Here is a 16,144-nt window from a genome sequence, read left to right on the forward strand (position 1 = left end):
CGCCGCTAGCCCAGATCTTCGAGAACGAACAGCACGTCACCGGACTGCACGGCGGCATGGTCGTCGAAAGCGATCTGGACGATCCGCCCGGTGCGATCGGATTCTATGACATTGAACGTCTTCATGGCTTCGAGGACGCCGATTTTCTGCCCCTCCGCGACCACATCGCCAATGGCAACCAGCGGCGGTTCGCCTTCGGTGCCGGAACGGTAGAACACGCCGGTCAGCGGCGCGCGGATTGAATGCCGCGCGATGGGCGGAGCTGTCAAAGCCGGATTTGAGGAGACGGCGGTGCCGACGGCTGGCCCCGGCTGGGGCGAAGGCTGCGCCTGTGGCGCGGATTGCGCCGGTGCCATCTGCCTGGACATGCGGATGCGAACGCCGTCGCGCTCGATATCCAGTTCGGCAATAGGCGAACGCGAGACCAATTCGATCAGCTTCTGGACGAAATCGAGATCCATCGCCGGCCCTATCGCAGCGCTTCGACGGCCTCGGCGATGCGCCCGATCGCTTTTTCGATCAGGTCCATCGACGTGGCTATGGAAATGCGGAAATGTGGCGACAGGCCGTAGGCAGAGCCCTGCACCACCGCGACCCGTGCCTGATCGAGCAGGTAAAGCGAGAAGTCGTCGTCGCTGCCGATAGGCTTGCCGTCCGGACGGCGACGGCCGATCAGGGCCGAGCAATTGGGGTAGAGATAGAAGGCGCCCTCGGGCGTCTGGCAGGTGAAGCCGGGAATGGCGCGCAGCAACTCCAGAGCGCGGTCGCGCCGGGCCTGGAATTCGAGCGCGCGCGGACGAAGAAAGTCCTGAGAGCCTTCCAGTGCGGCGATGGTCGCGGCCTGCGAGATGGATGACGGGTTCGACGTGCTTTGGCTCTGCACGGTCGCCATGGCGCGGATCAGCGGTTCCGGCCCGCCGGCATAGCCGATCCGCCAGCCGGTCATGGCATAGGCTTTCGACACGCCGTTTACCGTCAGCGTGCGGTCCTTCAGCCGCGGCTCGACGCCAGCGATGGTATGGAAGACGCGTCCGTCGAACAGGATATGTTCGTAGATGTCGTCGGTCAGAACATGAACATGCGGGTGGTCGAGCAGCACCCCGGCAAGTCCCGCAAGTTCGTCGCGGCTGTAGACGGCGCCTGTCGGGTTGGAAGGCGTGTTGAGCAGCAGCCATTTGGTGCGCCAGGTGATGGCGGCTCGCAGGGCTTGCGGCGTCAGTTTGAAGCCCTGCGCCTCCGTGCAGGGAACGACCACGGGCTTACCTTCGCCGAGCAGGACGATGTCGGTGTAGGAAACCCAATAGGGTGCGGGGACAACCACCTCGTCACCGGGGGCCAGCGTCGCCAGCAGGGCGTTGTAGATGATCTGCTTGGCGCCGCCCGCGACACTGATTTGCGAAGGCTTGTAGTCGAGGCCGTTCTCGCGCCTGAATTTTCCGGCCACCGCCTTCTTCAGCGCTGCAGTGCCGTCGACCGCCGTATAGCGCGTCTCACCCCTGCGCATCGCCTCGTAAGCTGCCTCGACGATGTGCGGAGGCGTCGGAAAATCCGGTTCGCCGGCGCTCAGGCTGACGACGTCGATGCCGGCCGAGCGCATTTCGATTGCCCTGGCGGTGACCGCCATGCTGGGGCTTGGCTTGATGACGTCGAGACGGGGAGCGATGAAGCCCACGGAACAATCCTCGGTATGTCTGATATCTGCTACAAATTGGATAATGTATTCTTATTTTCGCGTCAAACCCCTTTTTCTGCGTCGAAGACCGGGGTATGTCTCATTTTGTGGGTGGATCGATAGAGGAAAGTATCCAATCCTTCGTCACCACGCATAACATTCGAGATAAGGAACACGACTGGAATGAGCACAAACTACGATGTGGTGATCGTCGGCGGCGGTGTTGTCGGCAGCTCGATCGCCTACTTCCTGTCCGCCAATCCGGATTTCGATGGCAGGATCGCCGTGATCGAGCGGGACCCCTATTACACGGCCTCCTCGTCCTCCTTGTCGACCAGCGCCATACGCCAGCAGTTCGGCACGGCGCCGAACATCGCCATGTCGAAGTTCAGCATCGACTTCCTGCGCCAGGTAAAGACGCGGCTTGCCATTGGCGACGAGTTGGCGGACATCGGCCTGCATTTGCCCGGTTACCTCGTGCTGGCGACGCCTGAGCGGGCCGAAGCGCAGCGTGCCAAGAACCGCGTTCAGCGCGGCATGGGCGTCGACGCCGAACTGATCGAGCAAGCCGATCTGGCGCGACGCTTCCCATGGCTCAACACGGACGATCTCGCCCTTGGCTCGCTCGGCCTTGGCAGCGAGGGCTGGTTCGACGGCCCCGGCCTGATGCAGGCATTCCGCCGCAAGGCGCGCACGCAGGGCGTGGACTATCTTGCCGCGACCGTGACCGGACTGACCATGGCGTCTCTCGGCAAGGTTGGTGAAGTGGTGCTGGACAATGGCGACCGGCTTGCCGCCGGCACGGTGATCAACGCGGCCGGACCATGGAGCGCGGGCATTTCCAGGATGGCCGGTACCGAACTGCCGGTTGTCCCGAGCAAGCGCTGCGTCTTCGTCTTCGAAACGCCGGCAAGGATCGAAAACTGCCCCTTCGTCTTCGACACAAGCGGCTTCTGGCTGCGACCGGAAGGTCAGCTCTTCCTGTGCGGTATTCCGCCGGTGCGCGACAACGACCCGGACGATTTCGGCCTGGATGTGGACTACGACCTATTCGACGAATTGATCTGGCCGGCGCTGGCCCATCGTGTTCCCGGCTTCGAACAATTGCGCATGCTGCGCGCCTGGGCGGGGCTCTACGAGTACAACACCTTCGACCACAGCGGCATCATCGGCCGGCATCCCGAGATCTCGAACCTTGTCCTGGCCACCGGCTTTAGCGGCCACGGCATGATGCATGCGGCGGCGACCGGGTCGGGCGTCAGCGATCTCATTGCCTATGGCGAGTACCGCTCTGTCGATCTGTCGGCCTTCCGCTACGAACGGATCGCTGGCAACCAGCCCATCGAGGAACATGTCTACTGAAGCGAAACGGGCGACATGGCATCGCGGTGACAACGGTGCTATGCGTCCACTTCTTCAATCAAAACGGCGCCAGTCGACAAACAAGGCGGCCGCCCCAGGCTGATTCATGCTCGTACAGAAGAAAACCATCTCGACCCAGGTCGCCGATGCCATCAGGCAGAAGATCCTGATCGGCGAATACGAGGCCAACTTCCAGCTGCGGCAGGAGCATCTGGCCACCGAGTTCGGCGTCAGCCGAATTCCGGTACGAGAGGCGCTGCATCAGCTTCATTCGGAAGGCTTCGTCACGCTGGTTTCCCACAAGGGCGCCGTCGTCACCTCCATTTCCCTGGACGAGATCCTCGAGCTCTACGAACTCCGGGCCCGGATCGAAACATGGCTACTGGCCCTTGCCATTCCAAGGATGACGGAGGCCGACCTCGCTCTGGCCCGGGAACGGGCAAAGCAGCACCAGGAGCAGGGCAAGACAGGCGAGTACTCGAACCAGCTCAACTGGAACTTCCACGCCGCGCTCTACGCGCCGTCCGCCCGCAAAGCGACGATCGAACTGGTGGGGCGCATCTACCAGCAGCTGGAACGCTACACGCGCATGATGGTGACGCTCACCGAGATCCAGGCCCAGTCCGACCGCGACCACTGGCAACTCATCGACCTGTGCGAAGCCAAGGATACGCTGCGCGCCGTCGGCCTTTTGGAAATGCATATCATCACCAGCGGCAAATTCCTGGTCGACCGGCTTCAGGAATTGCGGGGCAGCTAACGGACCAGTCATTCCCACTCGATCCGCATCGGCTTTCCCTTCACGCGATTGGTTCATTTGCCCGGCAGATTGGTCGCCCGCGTCAGCAGGATCACCCCTGCCTTGTCGGCTGTGTCGTAATAGGTGAAGCCGGTACGGTTTTCCCGGCGACCGCGCATCAGCACGGCAAGCCCGTCGGTTTTCGCCTTGGTTTCGGCTGCGTCCGCATCACGAACCTCAAAGCCGATATGGAAGACGCCTTCACCCTTGGTGTCGAGATGAATCCGCTGCGGTGAAGGATCGTGGTTCGGCTGGCACAGTTGCAGTTGAGTGTTCGGCAGGTTGCAAATCCGGTATTGCATCGCCTTGAAACCCTCCGGGCTTGGGACCTGGAGTTCTTCGTATTCGGCCAGCGGCGGATAGGACTCCCATGGGCCGATGCCGATGGAGTCATAATAGGCCTGCGCCTTGTCGATATCGCGCACGACGATGCAGATGTGATGCAGCTTGTCGAAATTACCCATGTCTCACTCCTTGATCGGGACCGTATAGTTCAAAACACGGCGTCCCCCGTCGGGGTAGATCGTCTCGCCGGTGATGTAGGAAGCGTCGTCGCTGGCCAGGAACGCCACGACCGAGGCGATCTCGGCTGCCGTGCCGAGGCGCCCGAGCGGTGTCCGCGAAAGAACCGCGCGTCGCATTTCCTCCGAATCGATGAATGTCCCGTCCATGACCATGTCCGTGGCGATGGTGCCCGGGCCGACACCGACCACACGGATGCCGTGCGGAGCGAAGGCGACGGCCGCGGTGCTGGTGACCTGATTCATGCCGCCCTTGGAGATCGCGTAGGTGGCAACGCGCGGGTTGGCGAGGCCCGAATTGATCGATGACATGTTGATGATGACGCCGCCTCCACCTTGCGTGATCATCTGGCGGGCGGCTGCCTGGGTGCCCATGAACGCGCCCTTCAAATTGACCGCGAGAACCCTGTCGTAGTCCGCCTCGCTGATGTCGAGAAAGTCTTGAACCGGAGCGATGCCGGCATTGTTGACCATGATGTCGACACGGCCGAACCTGGCGACCGCCGCCGCGACCAACGCATCGACCTGGTCCTTCTTGCTGACATCCGTAACGACGGCCAGGACGCTGTCGGCCAAGCCGATTTCAGCGGCACATTTGTTCAGTCCCGCGGCATCGATATCGCCGAGTACGAGCTTCGCGCCTTCGGCCAGAAAGCGCACCGCGCAAGCGCGTCCGATGCCGCGCGCCGCGCCTGTGACAACAGCCACCTTGCCTGCCTGTCTCATGTCCAGTCCCTCGATCATTGTAAGTCGACCACCGTCTCAGGGAGCGGTGTGCCGAGCTTGGCCACGGATAAGGATAATTCTCTCACCGAAGCCTACCCTAGCGGATCACGAAGGGATTGGCGGTCTTGCCGGCCGTGTCTATCCACACCGTCTTGGTCTGCAGATAGGAATTGATCGCCTCCTGCCCGCTCTCGCGACCGATACCGCTCCTCTTGTAGCCGCCGAAGGGCGCCATGTAGGAGACGGCACGGTATGAATTGATCCAGACCATCCCCGCTTCCATCGCGGCTGCACCGCGCAGCGCCCGGCCCATGTCGCTGGTCCAGATCCCTGCCGCCAGTCCGTAGGGGCTGTCATTGGCAATGGCGAAGGCCTCTTCCTCGTCGTCGAACGGAATGACCGACAGGATCGGCCCGAACACCTCTTCACGCGCGATTCGCATAGTGTTGTTCACACCGGTGAAGATGGTCGGCTCGACGAACCAGCCCTCGGCCAGTTCACCGGACGCCGGCTTGCCACCGCCCAGCACGCATAGCGCACCCTCGCGGCGCGCTATGCCGAGATAGGACAACACCTTCTCGCGCTGGGCTTGCGTGGTGATCGGCCCCACCTGCGTCTCTTGCAGCGCCGGATTGCCCAATCGGGCGCTGGCCGCCAGCGTTATGACGCCCTCCACGAACCGGTCATGGATCTTGCGATGCACAAGCAGGCGGGAGCCGGCGATGCAGGTCTGGCCGCTGGCGGCGAAAATGCCTGATATCGCGCCGTTGACCGCGCTCTCGATATTGGCATCGTCGAAGACGATGTTGGCCGATTTGCCGCCGAGTTCCAGCGTGACGGTCTTGAGCTGTTCGGCAGCCGCGCGGTAGACGGCGATCCCTCCGGGCTCGCCGCCAGTGAACGCGATCTTGGCGACATCGGGGTGGGCAACGAGCGGCACGCCGACATCGAGCGGCATGCCGGTAACCGTGTTGACCACGCCGGGAGGAAAGCCGGCCTGCGCAAACAGTTTCACGAACTCCAGCGTCGAGGCCGAGGCGTGTTCCGACGGTTTGACGACGACGGTGTTGCCGGCCGCCAGCAGCGGCGCGAGCTTCCATGTCAGAAGCAAAAGCGGCGAGTTCCAGGGCACGATTGCCGCGATAACACCCAGCGGCTCATGGCGGGTGAAGGCGAACATGCCTGCCTTGTCGATCGGCAGCACCGCGCCTTCGATCTTGTCGGCAAGACCGCCGAAATAGCGGAACCATTCCGGGATATAGTGCAGCTGCGCCGTCATTTCGGTGATCAGCTTGCCGTTGTCGCGCGTCTCGATGGCGGCAATGCGATCCGCGTTCTCGGCGATCAGGTCGGCCATCCGCACCAGCAGCTTGCCGCGCGCGGTCGGCGTGATGCCGGCCCACTCCTTCGACCGGAAAGCTGCCTTGGCGGACGCCACGGCAGCGTCCACCTGGCCTGCTCCCCCGCGCGGGATCAGCGCCCAGGGCCTGCCGGTAAACGGATCGTGACTCTCGAATGTATCTGCGGTCGATTGCAGCCGACCCCCGACCGTGTTCTGGAAACTGACCAGCGCCATATCGGTCCTCAACAGGTGGCAAAGCCCAGATGGGCGCGAAAGCGGTTCTTGACCTCGACCGCGTCGCGCGAGGGCAGCGAGCGCGGCAGGTTCTCGGCGGTGATTTTCAGCACGAAAAGGCGTGGGCCGTCGGCCGGGCGACGCAGCTCTTCACACAGCGTCTCGACCTCTTCCAGCGACCGCAACTCGGCGGTTTTCGAAAACCCGCAGGCGGCCGCGACCTTGTCGAAACCAATGCCCTTGCCGGTATGGCTGGACTGCATGCCGGTCTCGCCGAAATGCTGGTTGTCGAGCACGATCAGGTCGAGATTTTTCGGCCGCGCCACCGAGATCGTCGCCAGAGCACCGAATGCCATCAGCTGTTCGCCATCTCCGGTAATCACCATGACCCGCTTGTCGGGCTGTGCCTGCGCGAGCCCGAGGCCGATCAGTGCTGCGCCGCCCATGGCGCCCCACAGATAATAGTTGTCGTTGCGGTCGCCGGCGGCATGCACGTCGTAGCTCGGCGAGCCGAGACCGGTCACCACCAATGCGCCGTCGCGGGCGTCAAGCAGCTTCTTCACCGCGATCCGGCGATCCATCGTCGGTAGATTCATCTCGCTCACCACTTCTTCTTGCCGAGCAGCCGCTGCCCGATCAGCACGGCGATCTGCTGGTCGGCATCGAAAGCCATCAGGGCTGCTTGCGCCACCGTCTCCACCAGGTCGGGACCGGTCTCGGCGCGCAGCACCCTGAGGCCGATCGCCTTCAGCGAGGCCTCCGTCGCCTGTCCCATCGGCACCTGCCACGGGTTGAACTCGGCCCATTCGCCCCGCATCGTCACCAGGACGAGCAAGGGAAAGCGCGCCTGCACGGGAAGCGACAGCATGTTGATGCAATTGCCGACACCAGACGATTGCATGAGCACGACGCTCCGCTTGCCGCCGAGCCAGGAGCCTGCGGCAATGGCAATGCCCTCCTCCTCCGTCGTCAGCACATTGGTGACGACCTCGGGATCGTCACTGAAAAGGCGGATCAATGTGGTATGGCCAGCATCCGGCACATAGGACATGTGACTGATGCCGGCAGCCTTGAGCACGTCATAGATCTGATCTGGCCACTGCTTCTCAGACGCCGCTGGAGCGGCTGCAAGCGCTGCTGCTTGCGGATGTTTTGCTTCTACGCTCGCCGTCACCTTGGACCTCCGAGAACTGAATTGCCATTAGATTACCTCGGTCATCCGATCTAATCTTCGTCTCTTTCTCGTGACCAGATATAATGGTATTTGATAGCTCATGGAGTTATCGCAGCTACGCACCTTGATCCACGTCGCCGAACTCGGCAGCCTCAGCAAGGCCGCCGACCGGCTGCACATTGCGCAGCCGGCGCTCAGCCGGCAGGTTCGCATGCTGGAGGAGGAGCTGGGCTTTGCCCTTTTCCTGCGCCACGGACGCGGCATGGTGCTGTCCGAACAGGGCAAGGAGGTGCTGACGCACGCCATGCGCGTGATGGCCGAGATCGACGAGATCCGCGCCACGGCCACGCCCGCCGACGCGCCGCTGACCGGCGAAGTGGCGATCGGCCTGCCACCCACTGTTGCCGACATTATTTCGCTGCCGCTGGCTGCCGCCTTCGGCAAGGCCCACCCCAAGGCCAAGCTCAGACTTGTCAGCGCCTACACAGGCTATCTGCTGGACTGGATGCACCGCGGCGAGGTCGACGTCGCGGTGCTCTACGACCCACGCATGGCGCGTTCACTGCGCTCGCGCCCGCTGCTCCTGGAAAATCTCTTCCTGATCGGACCGCCGGACGCGGGATTTTCGACCGTGCGCGCCGTGTCGTTCGCCTCGCTCGCCGGCAAGCGCCTGCTGCTGCCCAGCATCAAGCACGGGCTGCGCATCATCGTCGAGCGCTGCGCCACGGATGCCGGCATCACGCTCGATGTCGGCATCGAAGCGGACTCGTACTCGGCGTTGAAGGACCTAGTGCGCAACGGCCATGGCTGGACGATCCTGCCGCTCGCTCCCATCCATGCCGATGTGACCGCCGGGCTGCTCACCGCCGCGCCGCTCATCGATCCGGTGCCCGTGCGCCGCCTGATCCTTGCATACCCGGCGGACCGGCCTGCCTCGCGGCTGGCGCGGTTTGCCGGACAAGCGATCGAGGACATCGTCAAGGATCTTGTCGGGCGGGCCGTCTGGGTCGGCCAGCTTCTCGGTCCTCCGCCCTAAGCGTTCGAATTCCGTTATATCTGCTCACGTCCGCCGTGCATTGCTGACAGAGCATGAAGGCGCGATAGTGAGGCCCGCAGCAAGACAAGAAGCCGGACAAACCTCATGGAATCCTATCAGGACATTCGCGATGCCGTCGCCAGGCTGTGCGTGCGCTTTCCCGGAGAATACTGGCGCGCCCTCGACAGGGACATGACTTACCCCGGTGAATTCGTCGCGGCGTTGACGGAGGCCGGCTGGCTCTCGATCCTGATCCCGGAGGCCTATGGTGGCTCGGGTCTGCCGCTTTCGGCCGCCGCTGCCGTGCTGGAGGAAATCCAGCACGCCGGCTGCAATGGCGGCGCCTGCCATGCCCAGATGTACACGATGGGCACGCTTGTTCGCCACGGCTCGGAAGCCCAGAAGCAACAATACCTGCCGAAGGTCGCCGCGGGAGAATTGCGCCTGCAGGCCTTCGGCGTCACCGAACCGAGCAGCGGCACCGACACCGGCGCTCTCAAGACCACTGCTCGTCTCGACGGCGATCATTTCGTGGTCAAGGGCCAGAAGATCTGGACAAGCCGCGCCGAGCATTCGGATTTGATGCTGCTGCTGGCGCGAACCACGCCGCTCAAGGACGGCATGAAGAAGACCGACGGCCTCTCGGTCCTCATCGTCGACATGCGTGAGGCCGTTGGCAACGGCCTCACCATCCGGCCGATCCGCACCATGATGAACCATGCCACCACGGAAATCTTCTTCGACGATCTGCGCGTACCGGCCGAAAACCTGATCGGCGAGGAGGGCAAGGGATTCCGCTACATCCTCTCGGGCATGAATGCCGAGCGCATCCTGATATCAGCCGAATGCGTCGGCGATGCGAAATGGCTCATCGAAAAGGCAAGCACCTACGCAAAGGAGCGGCATGTGTTTGGCCGGGCGATCGGCCAGAACCAGGGCATCCAGTTTCCGATCGCAAGGGCCTACGCCAATATGCGCGCTGCTGAACTGATGGTGCGCGAGGCGCTGACCCTCTACGAGGCCGGCAAGAACCCCGGCGCTGAAGCCAACATGGCCAAGATGCTGGCGGCCGACGCTTCGAACGAAGCCGCCAATGTCTGCATCCAGACGCATGGCGGGTTCGGTTTCGCCGAAGAGTACGACGTGGAGCGCAAGTTCCGCGAGACGCGCCTCTACCAAGTCGCGCCGATCTCGACCAACCTGATCCTGTCATACCTATCCGAGCACGTGCTTGGGCTGCCGCGTTCCTACTAGGAGTCGTCCGTGAACGTCCTCATCGTCTATGCACACCCGGAAGCAAAATCCTTCAACGGCGCCATGAAGGATCTGGCTGTGGAAACCTTGACCCGTGCAGGCCACGATGTGGTCGTCAGCGACCTCTATGCGATGGGCTTCAACCCAGTCGCGGGGCCTGGCGACATATCGGGCGAGCGCAACGATCCGGACTTCTTCAGCCTGCCGCGCGAGCAGACCGCCGCCTACGAGGCCGACGCACTCTCGGCCGACATCAGCGCCGAGATCGACAAGCTGAAGCGGGCGGACTTCGTGCTGTTCCAGTTCCCGGTCTGGTGGTTCGGAATGCCCGCAATCCTCAAGGGCTGGGCCGATCGTGTCTTCGCGCGCGGTTTCGCCTATCTGCCGGGCCGCAAATACGACACCGGCATGTTTAGCGGAAAGCTCGCCATGGTGGCCGCGACCACGGGCACACCGGCCGACACCTACGCACCCGACGGCATCGATGGCGACATCCTCACAGTGCTGTGGCCGATTCACAATGGCCTGCTGCGCTACTCAGGCTTCGACGTGCTGCCGCCCTTCGTCGCCTATATGCCGGGCCGCGTCGGCCACGATGGCCGTAAGGCCTATCTGGAGGCTTACCGCAAGAGGCTCGAGGACATCGACGGCACGCCGCATCTGTTCTTCCACGCCGCCGAGGATTACGGCAAGAACGAGCGGCTGAAGCCTGGTGTGCTGGCCCGCTCCGGGGTGCAGCGCAATGTCTGACGGCGCCCGCCCGCTGGAGGGCCTGTTTGTCGTTTCCATCGAGCAGGCCGTCGCCGCTCCGCTCTGCACGGTCCGCCTTGCCGACGCCGGCGCGCGCGTCGTGAAAATCGAGCGCCCGGAAGGCGAGACCGCGCGTCATTACGATTCCACTGTTGAAGGCATGTCGGCTTACTTCGTCTGGCTCAACCGCGGCAAGGAAAGCGCGGTGCTGGACCTGAAGGCCGAGCACGACCTGGCTTTGCTGCACCGGATGGTCGCGCGCGCGGATGTTCTCGTGCAGAATCTCGCGCCGGGCGCCATCGACAGGCTCGGCCTCTCCGCCGATGCAATCGCGAAGGAGTTTCCTCGGCTGATCGCCATCAACATCGTCGGCTACGGGCAGGACACGCCTTACGCGGCCATGCGCGCCTACGACATGCTGGTGCAGGCCGAAAGCGGCATCTGCGCCGTCACCGGCACACCGGACACGCCGAGCAAGGTCGGGGTTTCCGTCGCCGACATCGCCACCGGCATGAATGCCCATGCGGCTATCCTCGAAGCCTTGTTGGCGCGCGAGAAGACCGGGCGCGGCCGCATTGTCGAAATTGCCATGTTCGACGCCATGGCCGACTGGATGACCGTGCCGCTGCTGCACTACGAACATGCGGGCCGCGAGACCCAGAGATATGGCCTGGCGCACGCTTCGATCTACCCCTATCGACCCTATGCCTGCCGGGATGGCAGCGTGGTCGTGTCTATCCAGCAGAACAATGAATGGAAGCGCTTCTGCGCTCTCGTGCTGCAAAGGCAGGATCTGTTCGCCGACGAACGCTTCGCCACCAACGCCTGGCGGGTGGCCAACCGCACGGCACTCGACGCCGAGATCGAACCGATCTTCGCGGCAATCGACTGCGAAGCGGCCATAGACCGTCTCAACGAGGCGCAGATCGCCTGGGGCCGGGTCAGCGCAATGCACGACCTGCCGGATCACAAGGCGTTGCGCCGGACAGAGGTGGCGCTGCCGGACGGCAGGCGCATCGCCGTACCCATGCCGGCAGGGCGGCCCGAGGGGTTCGCAACGGTTCCCAGCGTTCCCGAGCTTGGCGCCGACACGGACCGAATCCGGTCCGAATTCGCCGCCTGACGAGGACCTTATGAACTCGGACACAAGCACGCTGCAGGAGTGGGTCGGACGCACCCACGAGGTCGAGGATGTTGTGACCCCGCGCCTGCTGGCCAGCTTTGGCGCCACGCTTGGCGACTACGCAGCGCAAACCGAGGGCGCGGCCCTGCCCGGACTGCACTGGTGCCTGACGCCCGACATTGCCGCCATGCGCGAACTCGGACCTGACGGGCACCCGGCCAAAGGCAGCTTCCTGCCACCGGTGCCGCTTCCACGCCGCATGTGGGCCGCCAGCGACGTGCATTTCATCGCTCCGATCCGCTCTAGCGACCGCATCCGCCGCCGCTCGACAGTGACCGCCATCGAGGAGAAGCAGGGCCGCACCGGGCCGCTCACCTTCGTCAAGGTCCGGCACGACATCGCCAACGATTCCGGTCCGGTGATCGAGGAGGATCAGACCATCGTCTATCGCGTAGCCGGCGCTGCCGCAGCGACCCCTGCCCCACCAGCAAGTCCAACCCCGGCAGCATCGCACGAGCTTTCGGTCGACGTCGATCCGGTGCTGCTCTTTCGGTATTCGGCGCTGACTTTCAACGGGCACCGCATCCACTACGACGCGCCCTACACCACGACGGTCGAGCACTATCCCGGGCTCGTCATCCATGGCCCGCTGCAGGCGACGCTGCTGATGAACTTCGCCGCCGCCATTGCCGGCACGTCGCCGCGCCGTTTCTCCTTCCGGAGCGTACACCCGGCGACAGGCGCGCAACGCCTGCTTCTGAGCGCAACATCCCCAGGCCAAGACGGCATGGCTCTCGAGGTACGGTCGTCCGATGGCCAGGTGACGGTCAAGGCCACGGCGCAATGGTGAGCTTCGTCACGCCTGTCGTGCCGCTTTTCGTGCCGGGCTCACGTCCTGAGCGGTTTGCCAAGGCCGACGGCAGCGGCGCGGACGCGGTCATTCTCGACCTCGAGGATGCCGTCGCCCCCGACGACAAGGACCGCGCCCGGGACGCAATTGTCGGTTATGCAGCCACGCTGAAATCCGCGGTCGTGGTCCGCATCAACGCCGCCGGCACGCCCTGGCACGAAGCGGACATCGACGTCGTACGGCGCCTCGATGGCGTTTCCGTCATGCTGCCCAAGACCGAACGTCCGGAAGACATTGCCAGTATGACCAGGCACATGGCACGCAGCGTTTCCGTCATCGCGCTCATCGAGAGCGCCGTCGGCCTCGCCAACCTGCCTGACATACTGGCCACGCCCGGCGTCGTTGCCGCCGCCTTCGGCTCGGTCGACTTCTCACTCGATCTCGGTTGCGCGCATGATCGGCTGATCTTGCTTGTGGCGCGCAACGAAATCGTCTGGCGTTCGCGCGCGGCTGGCCGGGCCGCGCCGATCGACGGCGTAACGACTGACCTGAGCAGTCCTGAAATCACCGAAGATGACGCACGCCACGCCATGAAGATGGGCTTTGGCGGCAAGATGGCCATCCACCCGAGGCAGATCGAGTCGATTCGCAATGGCTTTCGCCCGAGCGAAAATGACATCACATGGGCACGAGACATCATTGGCGCAGCCTCATCCGGCGAAGCCAGCCAGGTGAACGGCGAAATGGTGGATCGGCCGGTCATCGAGCGGGCAAGGCGGATCCTGCACCGGATCGCCTCGGTCTAGAGGCCGCATGCAGAGGAGGAGCAACAGATGACCACGGACATCGCCGATTGGCCGACCGCCAGGCTTTGCGCCTTCATTGCCGAGTTCGACTTCGAACAAATTCCGCCGCGCGTCGTTCATTTCACGAAAGGACTGATGATCGACTGGCTCGGCTCGGCGCTGGCCGGCAAGGGCGCGCACCAGGTCGAGATGATCGACGCCTTCGCTCGTGCGATGGGACCGGCGGAGGGTCGAAGCACCATCATCCCGACGAGGCGGCGCACCAGCCCCTACTTCGCGGCGATGGTCAACGCAGCGGCCTCCCATGTCGTGGAACAGGACGACGTTCATAACGGCTCGGTCTTTCACCCGGCTGCGGTGATCTTTCCGGCCGTCCTGGCGGTTGCCGAGGCGGAGAACAAATCCGGCCGCGACATCCTGACGGCCTGCATAGCCGGTTACGAGACGGGCATTCGTGTTGGCGAATTCCTCGGACGCTCGCACTACGAGATATTCCACACCACCGGCACCGCTGGCGCTGTCGCCGCGGCCGCGGCGGTCGGCAAGTTGATCGGACTGGACGCAGCCGGCCTCAACCATGCTCTCGGCTCCGCCGGCACCCAGGCGGCGGGACTCTGGGAATTCCTGCGCGATGCCGCCGATTCCAAGCAGCTTCATACGGCGCGAGCCGCCGCCAACGGCGTGTTTTCTGCCTATTTGGCGCGCGAAGGCTTCAAGGGGGCCGCGCAGATACTCGAAGGGAAAAAAGGCATGGCAGCCGGCATGTCCAGCGACGCCGATCCGGCCCGGCTGACGGACCGCCTCGGCAGCCGTTGGGCAACCGAGGAGATGTCCTTCAAATGGCACGCCGCCTGCCGACACACCCATCCGGCCGCTGACGCGCTGCAGTCGCTCATGCGCCGCGAAGGGCTCGGCCCGGACGACATCACGGATGTGGTGACCCATGTCCACCAGGGAGCCATCGATGTCCTCGGCGCCGTGGTCATACCGCAAACCGTCCATCAGGCGAAGTTCTCCATGGGTACGGTGTTGGGGCTGATCGCCGTCCATGGCGTCGCCGACCTCGACGCGTTCGAACACCACGCACTTGCCGATGACCGCGTCGCCCGTTTCCGCGCGAAGGTGCGTATGGAACGCGACGCCGAGGTCGACAGACTTTATCCCAAGCGATGGGTTGGCAAGGTCAGCGTCACGACCGTTGGCGGCAGCAAACTCGATGCCCGCGTCGACGAGCCCAAGGGCGACCCCGGCAACACGCTTGCGAAACAGGAATTGGAAGCCAAGGCCATACGCCTTGCCGAATTTCGAGGCGGGGCCACCGCCGACGAGATGCGCCGCTGCATAGCCCGCATCTGGAGGCTCGATCAGCCCGGGAGCACGGCGGAAATATTTGCTGAGAGTTAGCCCGGACTTCTCGACGAAGGGTTCATTACCCGTCGCGGCCATGAAGCGGGCTCACGTCAAGGAGCTCCGTGATACCCGGTCAGACGATCCGGGGGCAGCCAACAATATTACAAAACCATTAGCGCAATGTTCGCTTGGGCCAAGGATGCCGAGATGGTCGAGGTCAATCCGGCAAACGGAATAAAGCGCCTGACTTCGGGCAATGGCGAAGGTTTCCACACCCGGGAAGTGTCGCAGATCGTCCAGTGTGAGAAACGGCATGCGCGCGGCACCATGGCTCGTATGGCGCTGGCGATTTTCATGTTCACAGGTTTGCGACTGTCCGATGCAGCAATCTTCGGCAGACAACACATTGCCCAGGTTCGCAACAAGGATACCGGGACCTGGGAGAAGCGGATCAGGATCAAGCCTGGCAAGACCGACAAGAGCAAGGTGCGCAAGGAAGCGATTGTCGTCGAACTGCCTCTACTCCCAGAACTCGAGGATGAGCTTTCCTTCGCCCCGGCCGGCAACCTGACATTCCTCGTCACCGAGTATGGTCGGCCTTTCTCGAAAACGGCCTTGGTAACAAGATGCGCCAATGGTGGGACGAAGCGGGGCTCCCGGGCTGCAGCGCCGACGGGGTCCGCAAGGCAGGCGCCACCGTTGCCGCAGAAAACGGTGCCACGCATGAACAGCCGAAGGCGATTTTACGGCTGGACGACGTATCAGCAGCCCGATCATTACATCCGCAAGGCACGCCGCCGGATAGTGGTGCAGTCTGCCGGACGCTTCTGGTATTCGATCGAAAGGAAAACGAAAATGTCCCACTTTGGAGGGGGTGGAAGAAAGTGGGACAAAAAAGTACAAAAAACCCGATCAAATCAACGGCAGAGAAAGCCAATGGTGGGCCCGGAGGATGTATCGAAATCTTTGATTTCATTAGTTTTTTCGTGGGTCGAAATCAGAAGTTCTCCCGTACTGTTCCGTATGATCCCGCGACCTCGGCAAAAAGCTAGTCTAGCCATGGAAATCCAATGACTCGCATCGCAACATTCAACGTGAACGGCGTCAACGGCCGCCTGCCCGTGCTGCTCAAGTGGCTGGGTGAA

17 protein-coding genes are annotated in these 16,144 nt (G+C 63.3%); 10 read left to right on the plus strand and 7 right to left on the minus strand.

Annotation, left to right across the window (positions count from 1 at the left end; all coding sequences use genetic code 11):
• Positions 1-5 precede the first annotated feature (5 nt).
• Entirely contained in the window at positions 6-461 is a 456-nt protein-coding gene (locus LB558_RS25145) for an acetyl-CoA carboxylase biotin carboxyl carrier protein (RefSeq protein ID WP_224700024.1), read from the minus strand.
• Positions 462-469: 8 nt separating this feature from the next.
• A complete protein-coding gene (locus LB558_RS25150) occupies positions 470-1,672 on the minus strand; it encodes a pyridoxal phosphate-dependent aminotransferase (RefSeq protein ID WP_224700025.1) in 1,203 nt (400 codons plus the stop codon).
• A 183-nt stretch (positions 1,673-1,855) separates the two neighbouring features.
• On the opposite strand from LB558_RS25150, the gene LB558_RS25155 reads away from it, so the two are divergent.
• Entirely contained in the window at positions 1,856-3,034 is a 1,179-nt protein-coding gene (locus LB558_RS25155; RefSeq protein WP_224700026.1) for an NAD(P)/FAD-dependent oxidoreductase, read from the plus strand.
• Between the two features lie 106 nt (positions 3,035-3,140).
• Entirely contained in the window at positions 3,141-3,794 is a 654-nt protein-coding gene (locus LB558_RS25160; protein ID WP_224700027.1) for a GntR family transcriptional regulator, read from the plus strand.
• 53 nt (positions 3,795-3,847) lie between these two features.
• Here the strand turns inward: LB558_RS25160 and LB558_RS25165 are convergent, their stop codons facing one another.
• From LB558_RS25165 to LB558_RS25185, 5 genes are all read right to left on the minus strand, one after another.
• The gene (locus LB558_RS25165) at positions 3,848-4,297 is read right to left on the minus strand and encodes a VOC family protein (RefSeq protein ID WP_224700028.1); all 450 of its coding nucleotides are present in this window, start codon (positions 4,295-4,297) and stop codon (positions 3,848-3,850) included.
• Positions 4,298-4,300: 3 nt separating this feature from the next.
• Complete coding sequence (locus LB558_RS25170) at positions 4,301-5,080, minus strand: SDR family NAD(P)-dependent oxidoreductase (RefSeq protein ID WP_224700029.1); 780 nt, start codon at positions 5,078-5,080, stop codon at positions 4,301-4,303.
• A gap of 97 nt (positions 5,081-5,177) precedes the next feature.
• Positions 5,178-6,656, minus strand: coding sequence for an aldehyde dehydrogenase (locus tag LB558_RS25175; RefSeq protein ID WP_224700030.1), 1,479 nt, complete (start codon positions 6,654-6,656; stop codon positions 5,178-5,180).
• An 8-nt stretch (positions 6,657-6,664) separates the two neighbouring features.
• Positions 6,665-7,252 (minus strand): thiamine pyrophosphate-dependent enzyme, encoded by a 588-nt coding sequence (locus LB558_RS25180; RefSeq protein WP_224700047.1) that lies wholly within the window; start codon positions 7,250-7,252, stop codon positions 6,665-6,667.
• A 5-nt stretch (positions 7,253-7,257) separates the two neighbouring features.
• On the minus strand, positions 7,258-7,830 hold the full coding sequence (locus LB558_RS25185; protein WP_224700031.1) for a thiamine pyrophosphate-binding protein: 573 nt from the start codon (positions 7,828-7,830) through the stop codon (positions 7,258-7,260).
• 100 nt (positions 7,831-7,930) lie between these two features.
• Here LB558_RS25185 and LB558_RS25190 point away from each other — a divergent pair, with 100 nt between their 5' ends.
• The 8 genes from LB558_RS25190 (at position 7,931) to LB558_RS25225 (ending at position 16,073) form a co-directional block, all read left to right on the plus strand.
• Positions 7,931-8,866, plus strand: a complete 936-nt coding sequence (locus tag LB558_RS25190; RefSeq protein WP_126070026.1) for a LysR substrate-binding domain-containing protein — start codon at positions 7,931-7,933, stop codon at positions 8,864-8,866.
• A gap of 105 nt (positions 8,867-8,971) precedes the next feature.
• Positions 8,972-10,120 carry an acyl-CoA dehydrogenase family protein gene (locus tag LB558_RS25195; protein ID WP_224700032.1) on the plus strand — a complete coding sequence of 383 codons (1,149 nt, stop codon included), beginning with the start codon at positions 8,972-8,974 and terminating at the stop codon, positions 10,118-10,120.
• 9 nt (positions 10,121-10,129) lie between these two features.
• On the plus strand, positions 10,130-10,870 hold the full coding sequence (locus LB558_RS25200; protein ID WP_224700033.1) for an NAD(P)H-dependent oxidoreductase: 741 nt from the start codon (positions 10,130-10,132) through the stop codon (positions 10,868-10,870).
• On the plus strand, positions 10,863-11,993 hold the full coding sequence (locus tag LB558_RS25205) for a CaiB/BaiF CoA transferase family protein (protein WP_224700034.1): 1,131 nt from the start codon (positions 10,863-10,865) through the stop codon (positions 11,991-11,993). Before LB558_RS25200 ends, LB558_RS25205 begins: the two co-directional genes overlap by 8 nt.
• Positions 11,994-12,003: 10 nt before the next feature.
• Positions 12,004-12,843 (plus strand): MaoC family dehydratase N-terminal domain-containing protein, encoded by an 840-nt coding sequence (locus LB558_RS25210; RefSeq protein WP_224700035.1) that lies wholly within the window; start codon positions 12,004-12,006, stop codon positions 12,841-12,843.
• The gene (locus tag LB558_RS25215; protein ID WP_224700036.1) at positions 12,837-13,649 is read left to right on the plus strand and encodes an HpcH/HpaI aldolase/citrate lyase family protein; all 813 of its coding nucleotides are present in this window, start codon (positions 12,837-12,839) and stop codon (positions 13,647-13,649) included. The genes LB558_RS25210 and LB558_RS25215 overlap by 7 nt, the downstream gene beginning before the upstream one ends.
• A 27-nt stretch (positions 13,650-13,676) precedes the next feature.
• Positions 13,677-15,053, plus strand: coding sequence for an MmgE/PrpD family protein (locus tag LB558_RS25220; RefSeq protein ID WP_224700037.1), 1,377 nt, complete (start codon positions 13,677-13,679; stop codon positions 15,051-15,053).
• A gap of 153 nt (positions 15,054-15,206) precedes the next feature.
• Positions 15,207-16,073, plus strand: a complete 867-nt coding sequence (locus LB558_RS25225) for a hypothetical protein (protein WP_224700038.1) — start codon at positions 15,207-15,209, stop codon at positions 16,071-16,073.
• Positions 16,074-16,144 lie beyond the last annotated feature (71 nt).

It is taken from the genome of Mesorhizobium sp. CO1-1-8 (assembly GCF_020164875.1).
GTDB lineage: Bacteria > Pseudomonadota > Alphaproteobacteria > Rhizobiales > Rhizobiaceae > Mesorhizobium.